We start from the raw sequence: 20,061 nt of genomic DNA, 5'->3' as shown, positions 1-20,061 counted from the left end.
TATGGCGGAAGGCGGGGTCACTCCCAGCGGAAGAGCTTCGCCGCCAGCGCCGTTCCGAGCACCGCGAACGCGGCGAGCACGACCAGCTGCGGCGGCTGCACGCCGGCGCCCACCCAGGCGTCCTGCAAGGCCTGCGTGCCCGGCGGGAGGTAGTCGCCGATCCGCTGGAGGACCTCCGGCAGCAACGCCCGCGGCAGGTACACGCCGCCGAAGAACATCGTGGGCAGGAACGCGATCATCGCGAAGCCGCCGGCGGCCTTCGCCGTCCGGGCGACCGCCGCCGCCAGCAGGCCGAACGAGAACATCGAGACCGTGCCCAGCAGCAGCGTCACCAGGAACAACAGGGGGTGCTTCGGCATCGGGACGTCGTAGGCCGCGTGGGCCACGCCCAGTGTCAGGCCGATGCCCGCCAGCGCGACCGCGACGTGGATCAGCAGCTGCGCGCCCAGCAGGTTCGCCGGGTGCACCGGGGTCGTGGCGAGCCGGCGCAGCACGCCCTGCTCGCGGTAGGTCGCGACGGCACCCGGGATCGACTGCAGCGCCAGCATCGCGAGGCTGAGGACGATCACCGACGGCACCCACGCGTCGATGAACCGGTACCCGCCGGCGGCCGGGCTGGGCTCCGTCATGCCCGGGATGGCGCCGACCGCCAGCAGCACCGCGGCCGGCAGCAGGATGCCCGCGACGCCCATGAACGGCGTGCGGAGGAAGAGCTTCGTTTCGGTGGCGGTGATCTTGGCGAAAGTGTTCACAGCATGCTCCTCGTGAGCGAGACGAACGCGTCGTCCAAAGTGGAGGTTCCGGCCGCGGCGCGGAGCTCGGCCGGGGTGCCGGTGGCGACCACGCGCCCGGCGTCGAAGACCGCGACGCGGTCGCAGAGCCGCTCGGCCTCGTCCATGAAGTGGCTGACCAGCAGGACGGTGACGCCGGTGGCGCGCACGCCTTCGACCAGCCGCCACGTCTCCCGGCGGGCGTGCGGGTCGAGCCCGGTGGTCAGCTCGTCGAGGATGGCCAGCTCGGGGCTGCCGACCAGCGCCAGCGCGATCGACACACGCTGCTTCTGACCGCCGGAAAGCTTTCCGAAGTACGCGCGGGCGTGGTCCCGGAGGTCGACCTGGTCGAGCAGGACGTCGACGTCGGCCGGGTCCGGGTAGAAGGACGCGAACAGCTCCAGCGCCTCGCGGACCCGCAGCTTCGCGGGCAGCCGGCTTTCCTGCAGCTGGACGCCGACGCGGCGGGTCAGCGCGGCGCGGTCGGCCGCGGGGTCGAGGCCGAGCACGGAGATCTCACCGCTGTCGGCCTGGCGAAGGCCCTGCAGGCATTCGACGGTCGTGGTCTTCCCGGCGCCGTTCGTGCCGAGGATGCCGAAGATTTCGCCGCGCTCGACGGTGAAGGAAACGCCGTCGACCGCGACCCGGGAGCCGTAGCTCTTGCGGAGGTCGGTGACTTCGATGAGGGGCATGGTTATGAAGCTACGAAGGTTCGGCGCCGCGCAGAATGACGCTGAATCCCCAGCTCAAGTAGGGTTTTGCTGAAGCCGGGGTGGGGCTGGGCCCACCCCGGTCGGGGAGCTTGGGGCAGTGCGTGGACCGGAGTGGTCCGGCCAAGATCTGCGGGGAAGGAGGTGCCGGATGACGTACCTGCGTGCCCTCGGGCGGGCCTGCGCACTGGCCGCGTTCTCGTTGCTCAGCTGGTTCGACGTGCTCGTCGAGCTGATCGCGTTCGCCGTGCTGTGCGTCGGCCTGATCTTCTTCCTCGGCCCGGCGGTCGAATGGACGCGGGGCCGCTCGTCGACGGCCCGGGCGCTGGCCGCGCGCTGGTGCGGCGTCGCGATCGAACCGCCGTACCAGCCCGAGCCGCCGGAACCGGTGCGGGAGCGCGACGGCTGGTACCGCGACGGCAACCAGCTCTACAAGCGGGCGTTCTGGGTCCGCTGGCAGCACCGGCTCACGTGGGCGCTGGAGGACCCGGCGGCCGGCCGGGAGTTCACCTGGCAGCTGCTGAACCCGCTGGTCACGCTGCTGCTGCCGATCGCTGTGCTGCTCGGCGGGCCGGTGGTGCTGCGCGGCTACGGCCGGTGGACGCGCTGGTGGCTCGGCCCCCGCCCGGTCGTCGAACACCGCAAGAACTGGCTGCACCGGCACCTCGAGTCACTCGGCCACCAGGCCGGCATCCTCGCGCTTTCCGTGGTGCACCTGGTTTTCTCGGTGTGGCAGCTGGCCGTCATCATCGTCGCTGCGCCCGTGGCGGCACCGGTCGTGCTGGGGAGCCGGACCATCACGGACACGCTCCGGCGTGAGGCCGGGAACTGGACCGGCGTGCGGGTCCCGCGTCCGTACCTCCCGCCGCCCGGTCTCCCCGTGCCCCGCCCGGACGGGCTGTTCCAGGTCGGCAAGCGGTTGTACGAGGAGCCGTTCTGGCCGGTCCAGCACGCTCGACGGCGATGGGTCCTGCGCGACCGGGCCACCTGGCGCGACCTCGCCGCCGGCGGCCTGATCCCGCTGGTGTCGCTGGTGTTGACCCTGCCCGCGGCCGCGCTGCTCAGCTGGGGATCGATCGGCTTGGCGATGCTGTGGGTGTGGCGGCCCTTCGTGACGTCGCCGGTCCAGTGGCTCTTCCTGCCGGAGGTGTCGACGCACCTCGGCGCGCTCGCGCAAACCCCGCTGTGCCTCGCCGCGCTGGCGGCCGGCCTGGCACCGACGACGTGGCTGGCCCGGCAGCAGGCGCGGTTCGCGCGGGTTTGGCTCGGGCCGACGGACGCGACCCGGCTCGCCCAGCGCGTCGAACGGCTCAAGCAGACCCGCAGCGACGTCACCGTGACGCAGGCGGCGGAGCTGCGGCGGATCGAACGCGACCTGCACGACGGCATCCAGTCGCGGCTGGTCGCGATGGGGATGAAGCTCGGCGCGGTCGAGGCGCTCGTCGACACCGATCCGGCGGCGGCGAAGCGGCTCGCGGCCGAGCTGCGCGCGGCGTCGTCGGAAGCGCTCACCGAGCTGCGGGTCCTGATCCGCGGCATCCACCCGCCGGTGCTGTCCGAGCGCGGGCTGCTGGACGCCGTGCGCGCGCTGGCTTTGGACAGCCCGCTGAAGGCGCAGGTCACGGGCTCACTGCCGGGACGCATCGAGGAGCCGGTGGAGGCGTGCACGTACTTCGCGGTGTCGGAGCTGCTGGGCAACGCGGCCAAGCACGGCGCGGGGCGGGTGTCGATCGATGTCGGATTCGCCGACGACCAGCTGACGGTCGTCGTGACCGACGACGGCAAGGGCGGCGCGAACCCGGCGCGGGGCTCGGGACTCCGCGGAATCGAGCGACGGCTGGGCGGCTTCGACGGTAGGTTGACGCTGACCAGCCCGATCGGCGGGCCGACGAGGGCGACCGTGGAGATCCCGTGCCTGATACATCCGGGGCTTCGCCCCGGGCCGGGGGCTCTGCCACCCGGAGCCCCCAAGGGGGGCGACCCCGAACCGTCATCGCCGAAGACCAATACCTCCTCCGAGACGGCTTGACGCATCTCTTGGCGGCCCACGGGTTTGACGTCGTCGCGGCGGTCGGCAGCGGTCCCGAGCTGGCGGCAGCACTGCGGGAGCACCGGCCCGATGTGTCCGTTGTGGACGTTCGCATGCCCCCGACGAACACGGACGAAGGCCTGCAGGTGTCGTTGGCGGCCCGGCGTGAATTCCCGGGCCTGCCGATTCTGGTGCTGTCCCAGCACGTCGAGCAGCTGTACGCCCGCGAACTCCTCGCCGACGGCACCGGCGCGATCGGTTACCTGCTGAAGGACCGGGTCTTCAACGCGGACCAGTTCATCGACGCGGTCCGCCGGGTCGCGGCCGGCGGCACGGTGATGGACCCCGAAGTGATCGCGAAACTGGTGGCGGGCAACGCGTCCGACCCCCTCGCCGCCCTGACCCCGCGCGAACGCGAGGTCCTCGGCTTGATGGCGGAGGGCTGCTCCAACGCGGCGATCGCCGGACGGCTGCACTTCAGTGAGGGCGCGGTCGGCAAGCACACAGCGAACATCTTCCAGAAGCTCGGTATCTCGGCTTCGGATGACACGAACCGCCGCGTGCTGGCCGTCCTCGCGTACCTCGGTGCCGTTTAGCCGCGCGAAACCCGGGTCATCTCTTCGCGCTCCACGACCTTGATCCGCTCTCGGCCCGCGGCCAGGCCCAGCGACTTCTCGTGCGCGTCGAGCTTGCCCCAGCCTTCCCAGGTCGTGAACGGGATCCCGCGCGCCGCCAGGAACTCCAGGATCGCGTCCGGGGACGCGTACTTCGGGGCGGCCAGCGTTTCCGCGTCCGACAGCAGGCTCGCGATCGTCTCCGCCGCGTCGCCCTTCGTGTGGCCGATCAGGCCCACCGGTCCGCGCTTGATCCAGCCCGTCACGTACACGCCCGGGAGCTGGTTCTCGTCGAGATCCAGCACGCGGCCCGCCTGGTTCGGGACCACGCCGTGGACGTGGTCGAACGGGAGCTCCGGCAGGTGCGACGACAGGTAGCCCACCGCGCGGTACACCGCCTGGACGTCCCAGTCGTGGAACTCGCCGGTGCCGCGCACGTTCCCGTCGCCGGTCAGTTCGGTCCGTTCCGTGCGCAGGCCGGAAACCCGGCCGTCCGTGCCCAGGACTTCCGTGGGCGAGTGGAAGAAGTGCAGGTGCAGCCGTTTCGGGCGCGAGCCCGGCTCGCGGATCGCCCACTCCTGCAGCGTCTTCACGACCATGTCGATCTGCTTCGACGCCCGCAGCGCCGCGATGCTGCCGTCGTCGAACTCGATGTCCTCCGGGGACACGATGACCTCGACGTTCGGCGAGTGGTCCAGCTCGCGCAGCTCCAGCGGCGTGAACTTCGCCTGGGCCGGGCCGCGGCGGCCGAACACGTGCACGTCGGTGATCGGGCTGGCCTTCAGGCCCTGGTAGACGTTGTCCGGGATGTCGGTGGTCAGCAGCTCGTCGGCCGTCTTCGCCAGGATGCGCGCGACGTCCAGCGCCACGTTGCCGACGCCGAGGACCGCGACCGAAGACGCGTCGAGCGGCCAGGTGCGCGGCACGTCCGGGTGGCCGTCGTACCAGGACACGAAGTCCGCGGCGCCGTGGCTGCCGTCGAGGTCGATGCCCGGGATGTCGAGCTCGCGGTCGGCGGACGCGCCGGTCGAGAAGATCACCGCGTCGTAGAACTCGCGCAGCTCGTCGAGCTTGATGTCGGTGCCGTAGTCGATGTTGCCCAGCAGGCGGATGTTCGGCTTGTCGAGCACCTTGTGCAGGGCCGTCACGATGCCCTTGATCCGCGGGTGGTCGGGAGCGACGCCGTAGCGGATCAACCCGAAAGGCGCCGGCATCCGTTCGAAGAGGTCGATCGTTGCGGATCCCACGCTGTCGGAGGACTTGTCCAGGATGTCGGCGGCGTAAATGCCGGCGGGACCAGCGCCCACGATGGCTACGCGAAGAGATCGGCTCACTCGTTCCACGGTAGGTTAGGTTGCCCTAACCTAAAATGTGATTTACGGTACGGTCCACTGGTTGGGAGCCGGTAGGCTCGACACATGCGCGTTCTCGTCGTCGACAACTACGACAGCTTCGTCTACAACCTGGTCCAGTACCTGGCCCAGCTCGGCGCCGACTGCACGGTCTGGCGCAACGACGTCGTGGACCTCGACCGCGTGCCCGAGTTCGACGCCGTGCTCGTCTCGCCGGGCCCCGGAACTCCCGAACGCGCTGGTCAGAGCATGGACGTCATCCGCAAGTGCGCCGAGACCCGCACGCCGATGCTCGGCGTCTGCCTCGGCCACCAGGCGCTCGGCGTCGTCTACGGCGCGACCGTGGACCGCGCGCCCGAGCTGCTCCACGGCAAGACGAGCCAGGTCCGGCACGAGGGCACGGGCGTCCTCAAGGACCTGCCGGAGGAGTTCACGGCCACCCGGTACCACTCCTTGACCGTGGTGCCCGACACCATCCCGGCCGACGTCTTCGAGGTCACCGGGCGCACCGAGACCGGCATCGTGATGGGCATGCGCCACCGCGAGCTGCCGCTGGAAGGCGTCCAGTTCCACCCCGAGTCGGTGCTCACCGAGGGCGGTCACCGCATGCTGGCCAACTGGCTGGCCGCGGCGGGTCATCCCGTCGACCCGGCCCGCGTCGACGAGCTCGAGCGGGCGACCAAGGCGCTTCAGAAGGCCGCTGTTGCGTGATCCGGCTCGAGGGAGTCGGCAAGCGGTACGGGCGCGGTGACTTCGTCCTCCACGACGTCGACCTGAGCGTCGAGCCCGGGCACGTCGTCGGCGTCCTCGGCAGCAACGGCTCCGGCAAGTCGACGCTGCTGCGGATCATGGCCGGCGTCTCGCACCCGACCACCGGCACCCTCACCGGCACCCCGCGGATCGGCTACCTGCCGGACCGCTTCCCGGCCGGTCAGCGCATGGGCGCGCGGGCGTACCTGCGGCACATGGCGCGCATCCACGGGCTCGCCGACCTCTCGGTGATCGACCCGCTGCTCGAGCGGCTCGCGCTGGTCGGCGGCCCGACGGCGCCGCTGCGCACGCTGTCCAAGGGCAACGCGCAGAAGGTCGGGCTCGCGCAGGCCGTCATGGTGCGGCCGGACCTGCTGATCCTCGACGAGCCGTGGTCCGGGCTCGACGTCGGGACGCACGCGATCCTCGGTGAGGTCGTCGCCGAGACGCGGGCGCGGGGCGCGAGCGTCGTGTTCACCGACCACCGGCCGCAGGTGGTGCACGACCACGCCGACGTCGTCCACCTCATGAACGACGGCCGGCTCACGGCGGAAAGCGCCGAGCCGACGACGCGGATCGTGCTGCGCGGCCACGGCACCGGATGGGTGGACGAGCCCGGCGTGCGCCACGCGGTCGCGGAAGGCCCCCAAGTCGTGCTCACGGTCGAGGTCGCTTCGGTGGACGCCGTCTTGCTGAGGGCGTTGAAGGACGGCTGGTCGGTGCGGGAGGTGGCACCGTGCTCGCCCTGACCCGCTACTACCTGGCGCTGCTCGGCCATTCGCAGCGGTACCTGCCGGCGCTGCTGGCCTACCTCGCGCTGTGCGTGATCCTCTACGCCGACCCGCATTCGCCGCCGCTGCCGCTGTTCGGCGTGAGCGCCGGCGGCCTGCTCGTCGTGTCGTGCTGGCTGACGATCGCGCTGCTCGACATCGAGGATCCGGTGCAGAGGCTGGTCACCCTCAGCCACGCGCGGCAGTGGCGGCGGATGATCACCGGGGCGATCCTCACCGTGCTGGCGTGCTCAGCGCTCCTCACCGTGATCACCGAGACGTGGTCGGCGCTCAAGTCGTTGAAGTTCCAGCCGGCGGCGCTGGGCATCGGGCTGCTCGCCCACCTGGCGTGCGCGCTGCTGGGCATCGCGATCGCGCTGCCGTGCTCGCGGCTGCTCGTGCAGCGGGTCGGCTGGACGGTGCTCGCCGCCGTCGTCACGACGATCGTCGTGCTGCTGGCGAAGATCCCGCTGGTCCACCCGCTGCTGCACGCCCTGACCGACGAGGAACCGGTCGGCGCACCGCTCGTCCTGGCCGTGGTGACGTCGGTGGTGGTGCTGGCCGCGAGCTTCCTCGTCGTGGCGCGGCTCGGGCAGCGTCGTTCCTGAGTGCAATTTGCCATCTTCAATTTCCGCGGCAGGGTACCGGCGGGTGCTCGAACCCGGCTAAGGTTCGGGTCCTTCGGTTCTGGGCGAAGGGAGAACGGGTGACGGCTGGGATCGTCGCGATCACCGGACCGGACTCCGACGGCGAGCTCCAAGACCTCGCCGCCTGGCTGCGGGGCGAGGACGAGCTGCGCGGCCGCGTCCAGTTGTTCGACGCCGTCGTGGTCGGCGTGACCAGCAACTCCGCCGGTGTCTTCTGCCGTTCGCTGTTCGCCTGGCTGCCGCGCTACCGGGAAGGTCGCGTCTCCTTGAAGGTCAAACGCTCCGGCGCGGCCGAAGAACTGGAGCTCGACTGCGGTCCCGCGAGCGACGCCGAGCAAGTCCTCGGTGCCGTCCAAGGATTTCTCGACAAAGCCTGAACGACGAAGAAGGCCCGCACGGCGAACCGTGCGGGCCTTCTTCGTGGATTTCCGTTACTGACCACCGGCTGTCGACGTCGGGAACAACGGGCCCTCGGACACCGAAACCGTGATCTTCTGGTCCTTGTCGATCTGCGTACCCGGCGAGACGCTCTGCCTCGTAATCTGGCCCTCGGGCTTGTTGCTCGTCCGGTCGGACTGCTCCTTCAGGGTTTCGGTCCAGCCCATGCTCTGCAGCTTCTGCTGAGCCTCGTCGACCGTCATGCCGACCAGGGACGGCATCTCGATCTTGGTGTTTTCCGGCTGACCCGTGGAGACGGTCAAGGTGATCTGGCTGCCCGCCGTCACCTGGCCGCCGTTCGGGGTCTGCTGGATGACCTGTTCCTTCGGCTGGTCGGACTGCTGCTCCACCCGCTTCACGGTGAAGCCCATGCCGGTGAGGGTGGAGCTGGCCTCGGAGAAGGTCTTGCCGATGAGGTTCGGGACCTGCTTGAGCTGCTTGCCCTTGCCGATGGAGATGGACACGCTCGTGCCCTGCTGGACCTCGTTGCCGGCCTGGGGAGTCTGGTTGACGACCTTCCCGGCGTCGTTCGAGTCGTCGACGTCGACTTCCTGCACCGACGGGTTCAGCGTCAGCCCGGCTTCCTTGAGCTTCGCTTCCGCCTCCCCGGGGGTGAGATCCTTGAGGTCCGGCACCTTCGCCTTGCCCGGCGCCTGGCCGATGGTGAGCGTGATCTGCGCTTCCTTGGCGACCGGCGTGCCCACGCCCGGGGTGATGTCGATGACCTGGTTGACCTGGTCGTTCGTGCAGGGCACGTTGCCGCTCGCGTCGGGAACGCCGCAAGGCACCGTCTTGTTCGGCGCGAAGTTGTTCAAGCCCTTCTCACGCAAGGTGTTCTTGGCCGCCAGTTCCGACTGCCCCTTGACGTCGGGGATGGCTACGGTGGTCGGTTCGTCGTTGCTCTTGAACGCGTTCGACAGCCACATGATCAGCAGCACCGCGCCGAGCACGAACAGCGCGCCCAGCACGGCCAGGATGGTCCGGCGCCGGCGCTTGGCCTTCGGGTCCTCGTCGTCCGGGGCGTCGTACTCCTCGTAACGCTGCGGCTGGCGCCGGTCGGTGTTCATCACCTGCGTGCGCTCGTCCTCGGACATCACCATCGGCGCCGCCGGGCGCTGGCCCGAGAGCGTGCGCACCAGGTCCGAGCGCATCTCGGCCGCCGACTGGTAGCGGTTCGCCGGGCCCTTGGCCAGCGCCTTCAGCACGACCGCGTCCAGCTCCGGCGCCACCGCCGGGTTCACCGACGACGGCGGGCTCGGATCCTCACGGACGTGCTGGTAGGCGACCGCGACCGGGGAGTCGCCGGTGAACGGCGGCTCACCGGTGATCAGTTCGTACAGCACGCATCCGGCGGCGTAGACGTCCGAACGGGCGTCGACCGACTCACCGCGGGCCTGCTCCGGCGACAGGTACTGCGCCGTGCCGATCACCGCGGCGGTCTGGGTCATCGCGGACTGGCCGTCGTGCATCGCGCGCGCGATGCCGAAGTCCATCACCTTGACCGCGCCGTTCTTCGTGATCATCACGTTGGCCGGCTTGACGTCGCGGTGCACGATGCCGTGACGGTGGGAGAAGTCGAGCGCCGCGCAGACGTCGGCCATGACCTCCATGGCGCGCTTCTGCGACATCGGGCCTTCGGTCTTGACGATGTCGCGCAACGTCCGGCCTTCGACGTACTCCATGACGATGTACGGCAGCGGGCCGAACTCGGCGTTCGCTTCGCCCGTGTCGTAGACCGCGACGATCGCCGGGTGGTTCAGGGCGGCGGCGTTCTGCGCTTCGCGGCGGAAGCGCTCCAGGAACTGCGGATCCCTGGCGAGATCGGCACGGAGGATCTTGATCGCGACTTCCCGGCCGAGGCGCACGTCGTGGCCGTGATGGACCTCGGACATGCCTCCGTAGCCGAGCGTTTCGCCCAGCTCGTACCGGTTGGAGAGCAGTCTGGGTGTGCTCATCTCTGGGTGCCGTTCCATTCCGTCCAAGGTGTGGTCAGGATGCCTTGCTGGCCATCGTCGGTCGTGCCGGGAGAGTCCGCCGGTAACGCGCCCGATGCGGGCGGTTCCCCCGCGGGCGGCTGTCTGCCCGGGACCACCTGGCTCGTCTGGCTGGTGTGCGGTGGCGAGCCCGAACTGCCGATCATCTTCGCCACCAGGACGATGGCCGCCACCAGGACAACGAGCAGGATGGCCGCGAGCAGCGCCCACCAGCCCCACTGGGACTTCTTCCGGTGCACCGGCGCCATGACCGGACGCAGCACGGGCCGGGACGGCGGGCCGATGGCGACCATCGGGTTCACCGCCGGCGACGGCGGGCCGACCGGCATGTGCTGCTGCTGCGGCGGGACCTGCTGCTGCGGCACCGGTTGCTGCACCGGCTGTTGCTGCTGCTGCGGTTGCTGCACCACCGGCTGCTGGCCCGTCGCGTACGAGGCGTTGACCAGCCCGCGCGGCGTCGGCAGCGGCATCCCGGCGCGGACCGCGGCGACGGCGGCCGCAAACTCGCCGCCGCTGTTGTAGCGCTGCCGCGGGTCCTTCACCAGCGTCGCGTCGATCACCGCGCGTGCGGCGGGCGGGACGTCCGGCGGCAGCGGCGGCGCGATGTCGCGGATGTGCATCATCGCGACCGTCACCGCGTTTTCGGACAGGAACGGCCGGTGCCCGGCGAGGCACTCGTAACCGCACACCGCGAGCGAGTAGACGTCGGACGCCGGCTCGGCCGGGTGCCCGAGCGCCTGCTCCGGCGCGATGTAGTGCGCGGTGCCCATGACCATGCCGGAGCGCGTGACCGGGGCGGCGTCGGCCGCCTTCGCCACGCCGAAGTCGGTGATCTTCACCTGGCCCGCCGACGTCACCAGGATGTTGCCCGGCTTGACGTCCCGGTGGACCAGGCCCTGCTCGTGCGCGGCCTGCAGCGCGTTGCCCGCCTGCTCGAGCATGTCGAGCGTGAACTCCGCCGACAGCCGCCCGTGCTTGGCCAGCAGCCCGGCCAGCGGGTCGCCGTCGACGAGCTCCATCACGAGGTACGCGATCGGCAGGTCACCGTCGAAGATGGTCTCGCCGTAGTCGTGGACCGCGGCGATGCCGGGGTGGTTCAGGGACGCCGTCATCCTCGCTTCGGTGCGGAAGCGGTGGAGGAACTCGGCATCGCCGGAAAGTTCAGCCTTGAGGATCTTGACGGCAACGGTCCGGTCAAGCCGGGTGTCACTGGCCTGCCAGACCTCGCCCATCCCGCCGACGGCGATCCGGCTCGTCAGCTTGTAGCGGTCGGCCAGCAGCTGACCGGAGGACAGCATGCGCTATCCACCCCCGAGCTTGGCGTTGATCGCGGCGCGGCCGATCTCCGCGGCGACCGAGCCGCCGGTGGCCGCGAGCCCGCGGTTGCCGCCGTCTTCGACGATGACGGCGACCGCGATCTGCGGGTCGTTCGCCGGGGCGAAGGCGGTGTACCAGGCGTGCGGGGCGGTGTTCTTGGAGTCCGTGCCGTGCTCGGCCGTGCCGGTCTTCGACGCGATCTGGATGTCCGGGCGCTTGCCGCCGCCCTTGGTGAAGCCCTCGGAAGCGATCATCATGTCCTTGAGGATCGCGGCGTTCGACGACGAGAGTGCCGCCGTGCCGGTGAGCTCGGTGGGACTGTAGTCCTCGATGGTCGACAGGTCCGGCGCCAGTACCGACTGCACCAGCTGTGGCTTCATCGCCATCCCGCCGTTGGCCACGGTGGCCGCGAGGAGGCAGTCCTGCAGCGGGGTCAGCCGGACGTCGCGCTGGCCGATGCCGCTCTGGTAGAGCGCGCCCTGGGAGTCGAGCGGGCCGACCGTGGACGGCGCGACCTTCATCGGCACGGTCAGGTCGGTCTGCCCGATGCCGAAGTTCGCCGCCGTCTTCTTCATCTTGTCCGCGCCGAGCTGGCCGGCGAACTCCGCGAACGGCACGTTGCAGGAGTGCGCGAGCGCGTCCTTGAACGTGGTCCCCGGGCACGGCTCGCCGGCGTAGTTCTCCAGCGTGACGCTCGTGCCGGGCAGCTTCGTGTTCGGCGCCGGGTTGACCGGGGTGTCCGGGCCCTTGCCGTCTTCGAGCACGGCGGAGGCGGTGACCAGCTTGAACGTCGACCCCGGCGGGTAGGTCTCCGAGATCGCCCGGTTCAGCATCGGGTTCTTGTCGTCCTTGACGTACGAGTTCCAGGCGTCGGTCTGCGCCTTCGACGTGTGCGACGCCAGCTTGTTCGGGTCGTACGACGGCGTCGACACCATCGCCAGGATCCGGCCGGTCTTGGGCTCCATCGCGACGACCGCGCCGGTGTAGTTCTTCTGCGTCATCAGGTCGTACGCCGCCTTCTGCACGGCCGGGTCGATGGTCAGCCGGACGTTGCCGCCGCTGGGGTCGCGGCCGGTGACCATGTCCGACAGCCGGCGCACGAACAGCCGCGGGTCCGAGCCGTTGAGGACGTCGTCCTCGGAGCGCTCGAGGCCGCCGGAGCCGTAGTTGATCGAGTAGTAGCCGGTGACCGGGGCGTACATCGGCCCGTCGACGTAGGAGCGGGTGTACTTGTACTTGTCGTTCGACGGGTCGACCTTCGCCAGCACTTCGCCGTTCGCCTGCGAGACGATCTGGCCGCGGCGGCGGGCGAACTCGTCGTAGAGGACCCGCGCGTTGCGCGAGTCGGTGCGGTAGTCGTCGGCCTTCACCACCTGGATGTAGGTGGCGTTCGCCAGCAGCAGGACGACCATGACGAGCATCGCCATGCCGACCTTGCGCAGCGGGGTGTTCATGCCTGGGCGCCTCCGTCCGCCGGCGGGCGCTGCACGAGCACGGTGTGCGCCTCGGCGATCGGTGCCTGGGGCTGGGCCTGCGGCTTCGGGCGGGCCGCCGGCCGCCGGGCGGCGTCGGAGATCCGGAGCAGCAACGCGACGAGGATGTAGTTCGCCAGCAGCGACGAACCACCCTTCGACAGGAAGGGGGCGGTGATACCGGTCTCCGGGATGAGTTTCGTGACCCCGCCGACGACGACGAAGATCTGCATGACCATGGTGAACGCCAGCCCGCCGCCGAGCAGCTTGCCGAACGTGTCCCGCACCGCGAGCGCGCTCCGCATGCCGCGCATCGCGACCAGCAGGTACAGCATCAGGACGGCGGCGAGGCCGATGAAGCCGAGCTCTTCGCCGATCGCGGCGGTGATGAAGTCGGTGTTGGCCTCCGGGACCATGTCCGGGCGCCCGGCGCCGAGCCCGGTGCCCCCGATGCCGCCGGTACCGAGCCCGAACAGGCCCTGCGCGATCTGGTAGCCGCCGCCGAGCTTGTCGTAGGTGGCCAGCGGGTCCAGCCAGTTGGCCACGCGCTGCTGGACGTGTGTGAAGAGGTTGTAGGCGATCAGGCAGCCGCCGACGAAGAAGCTGAGACCGAGGACGACCCAGATGATCCGTTCGGTCGCCACGTACAGCATCATCAGGATGACGCTGAAGAACAGCAGCGACGTGCCGAGGTCCTTCTCGAACACCAGGATGCCGATGCAGGCGACCGCGGCGATGAGGATCGGGCCCAGGTCACGGGCGCGCGGCAGTTCGACGCCGAGGAACTTCTTGCCCGCCACCATGAACAGGTCGCGCTTCGACACCAGGAACGAGGCGAAGAAGACCATCAGCAGGATCTTCGCGAACTCGCCCGGCTGGATCGAGAACCCCGGCAGCTTCAGCCACACCTTGGCGCCGTTGACCTCGGACAGGCTCGACGGCAGCAGCGCCGGCAGGGCCAGCGCGACGATCCCGACCAAGCCCGCGGTGTAGCCGTAGCGGGTCAGCGTGCGGTGGTCGTTCACGAAGATCAGCACCGCGACGAAGAACGCCAGGGAGATGACCGTGAACAGCACCTGCGCGGTGACGGCGGGGGTGTAGTCCTTGCCGTTCTGCGTGGCTCGTTCCGCCAGCGCCAGGTCGATCCGGTGGATCATCACCAGGCCGATGCCGTTCAGCAGCGCGACGCAGGGGAGCAGCACCGGATCCGCGTACGGCGCCCACTTGCGCACCGCCAGGTGCGCCGCGGCGAAGATCGCGAGGTAGGCGAGGCCGAGCCAGACGATCGACCAGGTGAGCTGCTGCTCCTGGTTCGCCTCCACCAGCACCAGGGCGATGGTGACGATGAACGCGGCGAACCCCAGCAGCACCAGCTCGGTGTTGCGGCGGGTCGGGACCTCGCGCGGCGGGTTCGTCTGGAACTGCGCGGCGAGCGGCTCGGCGGTGCGCGCGGCAGGCTGGCTCATCAGTTACCGCCTCCCGTCGTCGGTGCCGTCGAACTCGGCGTCGAGCAGTCCCTCCCCGCTGGCTGGTTCGCCGACGACGGAGCAGTGGAGCCGGCCGGGGCCGACGGGGTGGGCGTCGGCGAGACCGTGGGGGTCGGCGTCGTGGACGGCTGACCGCCCGGCGGCGCGCAGTTGTTCAAGCGCTTGTGCAGCTGCAGGAAGTCGTCGATGTACTTCCGCGCGTCGTCGAGGCTGTCCTTCTTGACGCCGTTCTGCACCGCCAGCCGCGCGTCCTCCTGGAGCTGGTCGACGCGCAGCTTGTCCGTGCACACCTGGTTGGGCGGGCACGAGCCCTGCTCGTAGGTGTGCAGGTCGATGCCGAGGATGCTGCCGGGAACGCCGCGGTAGATCACGACCTCCTGGTCCGCACCTTCGCCGACATAGTACTGACTCAGGACGAAGTACCGGGTCGCGATGGCGGCCGCGGCGAGCACGATGAGGACCACCAGCGCACCGGCGAGCCAGCGGAACCGCTTCCGGCGCTTGGCCTTCGGGTCCACGCTCGGCTGCGGCAGCTCGGGACGCGGCTGCGGCGCCGGCTGCGTCAGTGCCCTGGCCCGCGCCGCGGGCGAGTCGCCCTGGTGCAGCTCGTCGCTGCCGTCCCCGGCGGCGCCGCCCACGATGGGCGCGTCCTCGCCGAAGTCGACGTCGACGACGTCGGCGATGATCACCGTGACGTTGTCGGTGCCGCCGCCCTTGAGCGCCAGCTCGATCATCCGGTCCGCGCACTGCTGCGGGTCCGGGATCTGCACGGCCTCGGTCAGTGTCTCGTCGCTGACCATGCCGGACAGGCCGTCCGAGCAGATCAGGTACCGGTCGCCGGAGCGGGCTTCGCGCACGGTCAGGCTCGGCTCGACCTCGTGCCCGGTGAGCGCCTTCAGCAGCAGCGACCGCTGCGGGTGCACCGCCGCCTCTTCGGGCGTGATCCGGCCTTGTTCGAGCAGTTCGTTGACGAAGCTGTCGTCGCGCGTGATCTGCGCGAACTGACCGCCTCGCAGGAGGTACGCGCGGGAGTCGCCGACGTGCACCAGCCCCAGCCGGGTGCCGGCAAACAGCACAGCGGTCAACGTCGTGCCCATGCCGTCCAGGTCCGGGTCCTGCGAGACGAGCTCGGCGATCGCGGCGTTGCCGTTCGCCACCGCCTCGCGCAGCTGGGCGAGCAGGTCGTCGCGGGGTTCGTCGTCGTCGAGCGGCGCGAGCGAGGCGATGACGACCTTGCTGGCCACCTCACCCGCCGCGTGGCCACCCATACCGTCGGCGAGCGCGAGCAGGCGAGGGCCGGCGTACACGGAGTCCTGGTTGCTCGAACGCACCAGGCCCCGGTCGCTGCGGGCTGCGTAGCGGAGGACGAGAGTCATGGGCGAAGCTCGATCACCGTCTTGCCGATCCGGATGGGGACTCCGAGCGGGACCCGGAGGGGTGCAGTGACCTTAGCCCGGTCCAGATACGTCCCGTTCGTCGAGCCCAGATCTTCCACGTACCAGTCCTCACCGCGCTGGGCGATCCGGGCGTGCCGGGTCGACGCGTAGTCGTCGTCGAGCACCAGCGTGGAGTCGTCGGCACGGCCGATCAGGATCGGCCGCCCGTCGAGCGCGATGCGGGTTCCGGCCAGCGCGCCGTGGGTCACCAGCAGCTGCTGCGGCGACTTGCTGTTGCGCGGCTTCTTCTCTTTCTTGCGTCCGAAGGTCGGCACCTGGACGCGCATACCCGACGCCGCGTAGAGGTCCGAGCGGACGACTCTGAGCGCGGCGAACACGAAGAGCCAGAGCAGCACGAGGAAGCCCACCCTGGTGAGTTGTACGACCAGCTCTGGCACTTGGTGTGTCCGCTCCCGACTCGTCCGTGCAGCCGCGACGCGGGTACGCCGCGGTCCCCCCGCACGTCAATTCTGCGGGAACAGTATTCCGTGCTCCCAGTCAGCCCTGCGTACGGAACACGAGCGAGGAGTGCCCCACCCGGATGACGTCGCCGTCCGCGAGCTGCCAGGTCTGGACCGGAGTGCCGTTCACGGTCGTGCCGTTGGTCGAGCCGATGTCGGCGAGCGTCGCGCTCTGGCCGTCCCAGGTGATCTCCAGGTGCCGGCGCGAGACGCCGGTGTCCGGCAGGCGGAAGTCCGCGTCCTGGCCCCGGCCCACGACGTTCCCGCCCTGCTTGAGCGAGTACGTCCGGTTCGAGCCGTCGTCCAGCTGCAGGCTCGCCGCGAGCTGGCGGCCGGCCGCGGGCGGGGCGTACCCACCCTGCTGCTGGGCGTACGGGTCGGCGCCCGGCTGGGCGTACGCCTGCTGCCCGTACTGGTCGTAGCCACCCTGCTGCTGGCCGCCGTACTGGTCGTAGCCCGGCTGCTGCTGGCCGGCGTACTGGTCGTAGCCCGGCTGCTGGTAGCCGCCCTGCTCGTAGCCACCTTGCTGGGGCTGGGCGTACCCGCCTTGGTCGTAGCCGCCGCCCTGGGGCTGCGCGTAGCCGCCCTGGTCGTAGCCACCGCCCTGCGCGGGCTGGGCGTACCCACCCTGGTCGTAGCCACCCTGCTGCTGGGCGTAACCCTGGTCGTAGGCGCCACCCTGCTGTGGCTGGCCGTACTGGTCGTAGCCGCCCTGCTGCTGGCCGTAACCCTGGTCGTACCCGGGCTGCTGGCCACCCTGCTGTCCGTAGCCGTACTGGCCCTGCTGGCCGTACGGGTCACCCTGGTCGTATTGGCCGTAGCCGGGGGGCTGGCTCATTGCTGGGTCTCCTGCGTTGCTGGGTCGTGCCGACCGCGGTGAACCGGCGCCTGAGGGGCGGGCGTCGGGATCGACGGACGAACGGGTCTTGAACTGTCCAGTATGCAGCGCCTCGTTGCGCTCGAGTGATACGACGACGTCACCATAGGTGTCCAGGCCTTCGGCGGCGAGGTGTTCCGCCACCGCCTTGGCCAGCACCTGGGTGACCCGTTGCTCGTCACCGGCCATGCGCTCGTGGTCAGCCGCCCCCAGGGACACGATGTAGTGATTGGGGGCGAGCTGCCGACCGCCTGCCAGCTCACGAACGTTCTCCTCACTCTCCCGCTCCAGGGCGATCGCCACTTCCTGCGTGACGACGTTGCCACCGAACATGCGCGCGAAAGTGTTCCCCACCAGGTTCTCGAGGCGTCTGTCAAAACGCTCGACGCGGCTCACCGGGGAAAACCTCCTCACACGTGTGCTTCCGCTATCGATCCTATCCGGGTGAGCGAGCCTCGACACGGCCCCCGGTGAAACCCGTTCAAACCACCTGCTAGTCTTCTCCTCGCTGTCGAAGTGAAGCACTCGGGCGAGTGGCGGAATGGCAGACGCGCACGGTTCAGGTCCGTGTGTCCGAAAGGACGTGAGGGTTCAACTCCCTCCTCGCCCACATCGAAAGGGCCCCGGCTGGTTGCCGGGGCCCTTTTTCGTGTGCCGCGAGCAACGAAACTTTTTCTGGTCAGGTGGGGAATATCACCCGTTTGGCTCTGCGTGGTGTTCGCTCACGGCGGAGTTCGGGGTGTATCAAGCCGTCGTTTTGGTGATCCAGGCCGCCACGACGTCCGCCCGGCTCGTCGTTTCGATGCCCGCGTGGGGGCAGCCAGGGCCCGTGGCTTCGAGGGCGACGAGTTCGGTCCCCGTGAAGTACGGGGCTCCCGAGTCGTACGTGCACGCGCTCGTCGTGATCTCCGGAGCCGCGCCGCGGACGCCCAGGGTGGTCGGTTCCACCTTCGCCACCGCCACCGTGCCCTGCTGCAGGCGGGAGGCCGGCTTGGGGTCCGTGCCCGTCAGGCTGCCCCAGCCCGCCAGGGTCAGCTGCTGCCCGACCTTCGGCGCCGTGCGGTTCACCTGCAGGGGCGCGACGGTGGTCACCGGGGAGTCGAGCTTCGCCAGGGCCACGTCGTTCTCCTTGGCCTGGACGACCTCGGTCACCTTGCGGGCGATGCCGGACTCCGTCGCCTCGTCGACCAGGCCCAGGGTCGCCGTGGTCGGGTACGGGACCTTGCCCGAGACGCGGTTGCGGTTCGCGTCGTGGAAGCAGTGGCCGGTGGTCAGGACCCAGGCGGGTGCGATCAGGGTGCCGGTGCAATAGCTGCCGTAGGTCGAGCCGTCCGGGCGCGGGATCTTCGTCATGGCCAGCTTCGTGACGAACCCGAACTGCCCCGGCGGGACGTCCGAGCCGTGGGCGACCCCTGGCGCGGCCAAGGCGGCCGGGGCGGTGGTGATGGTCAGGACAGCAGCGGCGAGCAGGGCGCGCAGGCGCATTCTTCCCCTTCGTCGAGTCGGTGATCGACGTTCGACGTTAGGGCCGCGGCGCTCCCCGCGGAATTCCCTGGCCGGGCGTCACCCGATAACCCACCGGGTGACGCCCGGACGCGGTCAGCCGATGTGCGAGGCGATCCAGTCCGCGACGACGTCCACGCGGGCCGTGGCTTCCGCCTGGTCGTGAGGGCAGTCCGGGCCGTCGCTCTCGATGGACACCAGGCGGCCGCCGCTCTTGCCCGACGGGACGAAGTACGGCGCGCCCGAGTCGTACGTGCACGCGCTCGTCGTGGACGTCGGCGCGAAGCCCTTCACGCCCACGTACTGCGGGTCGACGGTCGCGACCTTCAGCTGTCCCTGCTGGAGCTTCGTACCCGGCGTGGGGTCGACGGAAGTGAGGCTGCCCCAGCCGGCCAGCGTGACCTGCTGATCGATCGCCGGCGTCCGGTGGTTGATCGACAGCGGTTCGATGCCGAAGACCGGCTTGTCGAGCTCGGCGACCGCGATGTCGTTGCTCGGCGACTGGTACACCGTCACGACGTTGCGGGTGACGCCCGGCTTGTCCACGGTCGTCGTGCCCAGCAGCACGGACGTCGGGTACGGCACCGGGCCGGACACCGGGTTGCGGGCCGCGTCGTGGAAGCAGTGGCCGGCCGTGATGATCCACTTCTTGGCGATCAGGGAACCCGAACAGGCGCTGTTGTACTTGGTGCCATCGGGTTTCGGGATGTCCGTCATGGTCAGCTTCGCGGCGAACTTGAACGTCCCCTGCGGGACGTCGGAGCCGTTGGCCACGGCCGAAGCCGGTGCCGCGGTGACCACCGCCGCGGCCAGTGCGAAGAACGTCGCGGACAGCAAAGCGCGAGTGCGCATGGGAAAACCCCCGGATCAGGGCCGGCTTCAAGGGCCGGCGACGGGGGCGAGGGTAGCGAAGAACGGAAAGGCGGTGGCGGGAATCCCCGCCACCGCCGGAAAGTCAGTTGACGCCGACCAGGTCGACGACGAAGACGAGGGTCTCGCCCGGCTTGATGACGCCGCCCGCGCCGCGGTCGCCGTAAGCGAGGTGCGGGGGGATGACGAGCTTGCGGCGGCCGCCGATCTTCATGCCCTCGACGCCCTTGTCCCAGCCGGAGATGACCTGGCCAGCGCCGAGGCCGAACCGCAGCGGCTCGCCGCGGTTCCAGGACGCGTCGAACTCCTCGCCGGTCGAGTGCGAGACGCCGACGTAGTGCACGGTGACGGCCTTGCCGGGCGTGGCCTCCGCGCCGTCACCGACCGTGATGTCGGTGATCTCGAGGTCGGCCGGAGGGTTGCCCTCGGGGCGGTCGATCTGGGGCTTTTCCAAGGTCATGGCACTCACCGTACCCACGCGCGCGAGGCTGCGCCGAACGGACTACGTCCAAGGGCTGAAAAACGCGAAAAGTCTTCACACTTCGGCTACTGCTCGGTAGCGTG

General features: G+C 70.0%; 19 protein-coding genes and 1 tRNA gene. 7 read left to right on the top strand and 13 right to left on the bottom strand.

Annotated elements, in window-relative coordinates:
* Positions 1-17: 17 nt before the first annotated feature.
* Positions 18-752, bottom strand: a complete 735-nt coding sequence (locus tag ACZ4TR_RS00970) for an ABC transporter permease (RefSeq protein ID WP_465285227.1) — start codon at positions 750-752, stop codon at positions 18-20.
* Positions 749-1,462 (bottom strand): ABC transporter ATP-binding protein, encoded by a 714-nt coding sequence (locus tag ACZ4TR_RS00965; RefSeq protein ID WP_465285226.1) that lies wholly within the window; start codon positions 1,460-1,462, stop codon positions 749-751. Before ACZ4TR_RS00965 ends, ACZ4TR_RS00970 begins: the two co-directional genes overlap by 4 nt.
* 169 nt (positions 1,463-1,631) lie before the next feature.
* On the opposite strand from ACZ4TR_RS00965, the gene ACZ4TR_RS00960 reads away from it, so the two are divergent.
* Both ACZ4TR_RS00960 and ACZ4TR_RS00955 read left to right on the top strand, forming a co-directional pair.
* The gene (locus tag ACZ4TR_RS00960; RefSeq protein ID WP_465285225.1) at positions 1,632-3,509 is read left to right on the top strand and encodes a sensor histidine kinase; all 1,878 of its coding nucleotides are present in this window, start codon (positions 1,632-1,634) and stop codon (positions 3,507-3,509) included.
* Positions 3,506-4,105, top strand: a complete 600-nt coding sequence (locus ACZ4TR_RS00955; RefSeq protein ID WP_465285224.1) for a LuxR C-terminal-related transcriptional regulator — start codon at positions 3,506-3,508, stop codon at positions 4,103-4,105. Before ACZ4TR_RS00960 ends, ACZ4TR_RS00955 begins: the two co-directional genes overlap by 4 nt.
* On the opposite strand, the gene ACZ4TR_RS00950 is transcribed toward ACZ4TR_RS00955, so the two are convergent.
* A complete protein-coding gene (locus ACZ4TR_RS00950) occupies positions 4,102-5,430 on the bottom strand; it encodes a ferredoxin--NADP reductase domain-containing protein (RefSeq protein WP_465285223.1) in 1,329 nt (442 codons plus the stop codon). The genes ACZ4TR_RS00955 and ACZ4TR_RS00950 overlap by 4 nt on opposite strands.
* A gap of 111 nt (positions 5,431-5,541) precedes the next feature.
* Here ACZ4TR_RS00950 and ACZ4TR_RS00945 point away from each other — a divergent pair, with 111 nt between their 5' ends.
* The 4 genes from ACZ4TR_RS00945 to ACZ4TR_RS00930 all read left to right on the top strand — a co-directional run bounded on the left by ACZ4TR_RS00945 (position 5,542) and on the right by ACZ4TR_RS00930 (position 8,019).
* On the top strand, positions 5,542-6,186 hold the full coding sequence (locus ACZ4TR_RS00945) for an aminodeoxychorismate/anthranilate synthase component II (protein ID WP_465285222.1): 645 nt from the start codon (positions 5,542-5,544) through the stop codon (positions 6,184-6,186).
* Positions 6,183-6,974: an ATP-binding cassette domain-containing protein gene (locus ACZ4TR_RS00940; RefSeq protein WP_465285221.1), complete on the top strand. Its 792-nt coding sequence runs from the start codon at positions 6,183-6,185 to the stop codon at positions 6,972-6,974. The genes ACZ4TR_RS00945 and ACZ4TR_RS00940 overlap by 4 nt, the downstream gene beginning before the upstream one ends.
* Entirely contained in the window at positions 6,962-7,603 is a 642-nt protein-coding gene (locus ACZ4TR_RS00935) for a hypothetical protein (protein ID WP_465285220.1), read from the top strand. Before ACZ4TR_RS00940 ends, ACZ4TR_RS00935 begins: the two co-directional genes overlap by 13 nt.
* Before the next feature lie 98 nt (positions 7,604-7,701).
* Entirely contained in the window at positions 7,702-8,019 is a 318-nt protein-coding gene (locus tag ACZ4TR_RS00930) for an effector-associated constant component EACC1 (protein WP_364518439.1), read from the top strand.
* A 54-nt stretch (positions 8,020-8,073) separates the two neighbouring features.
* Here ACZ4TR_RS00930 and pknB read toward each other — a convergent pair whose 3' ends face one another.
* The 7 genes from pknB to ACZ4TR_RS00895 form a co-directional block, all read right to left on the bottom strand.
* Positions 8,074-10,035 carry a Stk1 family PASTA domain-containing Ser/Thr kinase gene (gene pknB / locus ACZ4TR_RS00925; RefSeq protein ID WP_465285219.1) on the bottom strand — a complete coding sequence of 654 codons (1,962 nt, stop codon included), beginning with the start codon at positions 10,033-10,035 and terminating at the stop codon, positions 8,074-8,076.
* Complete coding sequence (locus ACZ4TR_RS00920; protein WP_364518435.1) at positions 10,032-11,372, bottom strand: serine/threonine-protein kinase; 1,341 nt, start codon at positions 11,370-11,372, stop codon at positions 10,032-10,034. The genes pknB and ACZ4TR_RS00920 overlap by 4 nt, the downstream gene beginning before the upstream one ends.
* 3 nt (positions 11,373-11,375) lie before the next feature.
* Positions 11,376-12,845, bottom strand: a complete 1,470-nt coding sequence (locus ACZ4TR_RS00915; protein ID WP_364518433.1) for a peptidoglycan D,D-transpeptidase FtsI family protein — start codon at positions 12,843-12,845, stop codon at positions 11,376-11,378.
* Positions 12,842-14,329 carry an FtsW/RodA/SpoVE family cell cycle protein gene (locus ACZ4TR_RS00910; protein ID WP_465285218.1) on the bottom strand — a complete coding sequence of 496 codons (1,488 nt, stop codon included), beginning with the start codon at positions 14,327-14,329 and terminating at the stop codon, positions 12,842-12,844. Before ACZ4TR_RS00910 ends, ACZ4TR_RS00915 begins: the two co-directional genes overlap by 4 nt.
* Entirely contained in the window at positions 14,329-15,726 is a 1,398-nt protein-coding gene (locus ACZ4TR_RS00905) for a PP2C family protein-serine/threonine phosphatase (RefSeq protein ID WP_465285217.1), read from the bottom strand. The genes ACZ4TR_RS00910 and ACZ4TR_RS00905 overlap by 1 nt, the downstream gene beginning before the upstream one ends.
* Positions 15,723-16,184 carry an FHA domain-containing protein FhaB/FipA gene (locus ACZ4TR_RS00900; RefSeq protein ID WP_003079002.1) on the bottom strand — a complete coding sequence of 154 codons (462 nt, stop codon included), beginning with the start codon at positions 16,182-16,184 and terminating at the stop codon, positions 15,723-15,725. Before ACZ4TR_RS00900 ends, ACZ4TR_RS00905 begins: the two co-directional genes overlap by 4 nt.
* A gap of 100 nt (positions 16,185-16,284) precedes the next feature.
* On the bottom strand, positions 16,285-17,520 hold the full coding sequence (locus ACZ4TR_RS00895; protein WP_465285216.1) for a DUF3662 and FHA domain-containing protein: 1,236 nt from the start codon (positions 17,518-17,520) through the stop codon (positions 16,285-16,287).
* Between the two features lie 131 nt (positions 17,521-17,651).
* On the opposite strand from ACZ4TR_RS00895, the gene ACZ4TR_RS00890 reads away from it, so the two are divergent.
* A tRNA-Leu gene (locus ACZ4TR_RS00890) sits at positions 17,652-17,734 on the top strand.
* A 134-nt stretch (positions 17,735-17,868) separates the two neighbouring features.
* Here ACZ4TR_RS00890 and ACZ4TR_RS00885 read toward each other — a convergent pair.
* From ACZ4TR_RS00885 to ACZ4TR_RS00875, 3 genes are all read right to left on the bottom strand, one after another.
* Positions 17,869-18,609, bottom strand: coding sequence for a S1 family peptidase (locus ACZ4TR_RS00885; RefSeq protein WP_465285215.1), 741 nt, complete (start codon positions 18,607-18,609; stop codon positions 17,869-17,871).
* 114 nt (positions 18,610-18,723) lie between these two features.
* Entirely contained in the window at positions 18,724-19,479 is a 756-nt protein-coding gene (locus tag ACZ4TR_RS00880; protein WP_465285214.1) for a S1 family peptidase, read from the bottom strand.
* A 103-nt stretch (positions 19,480-19,582) separates the two neighbouring features.
* Positions 19,583-19,957: an FKBP-type peptidyl-prolyl cis-trans isomerase gene (locus tag ACZ4TR_RS00875; protein ID WP_364518419.1), complete on the bottom strand. Its 375-nt coding sequence runs from the start codon at positions 19,955-19,957 to the stop codon at positions 19,583-19,585.
* Positions 19,958-20,061 lie beyond the last annotated feature (104 nt).

The sequence above is a fragment of the Amycolatopsis sp. NPDC028719 genome, assembly GCF_055565395.1.
Note: the sequence above shows the minus strand (reverse complement) of the source record. Positions and strands in the feature narration are given on the sequence as shown.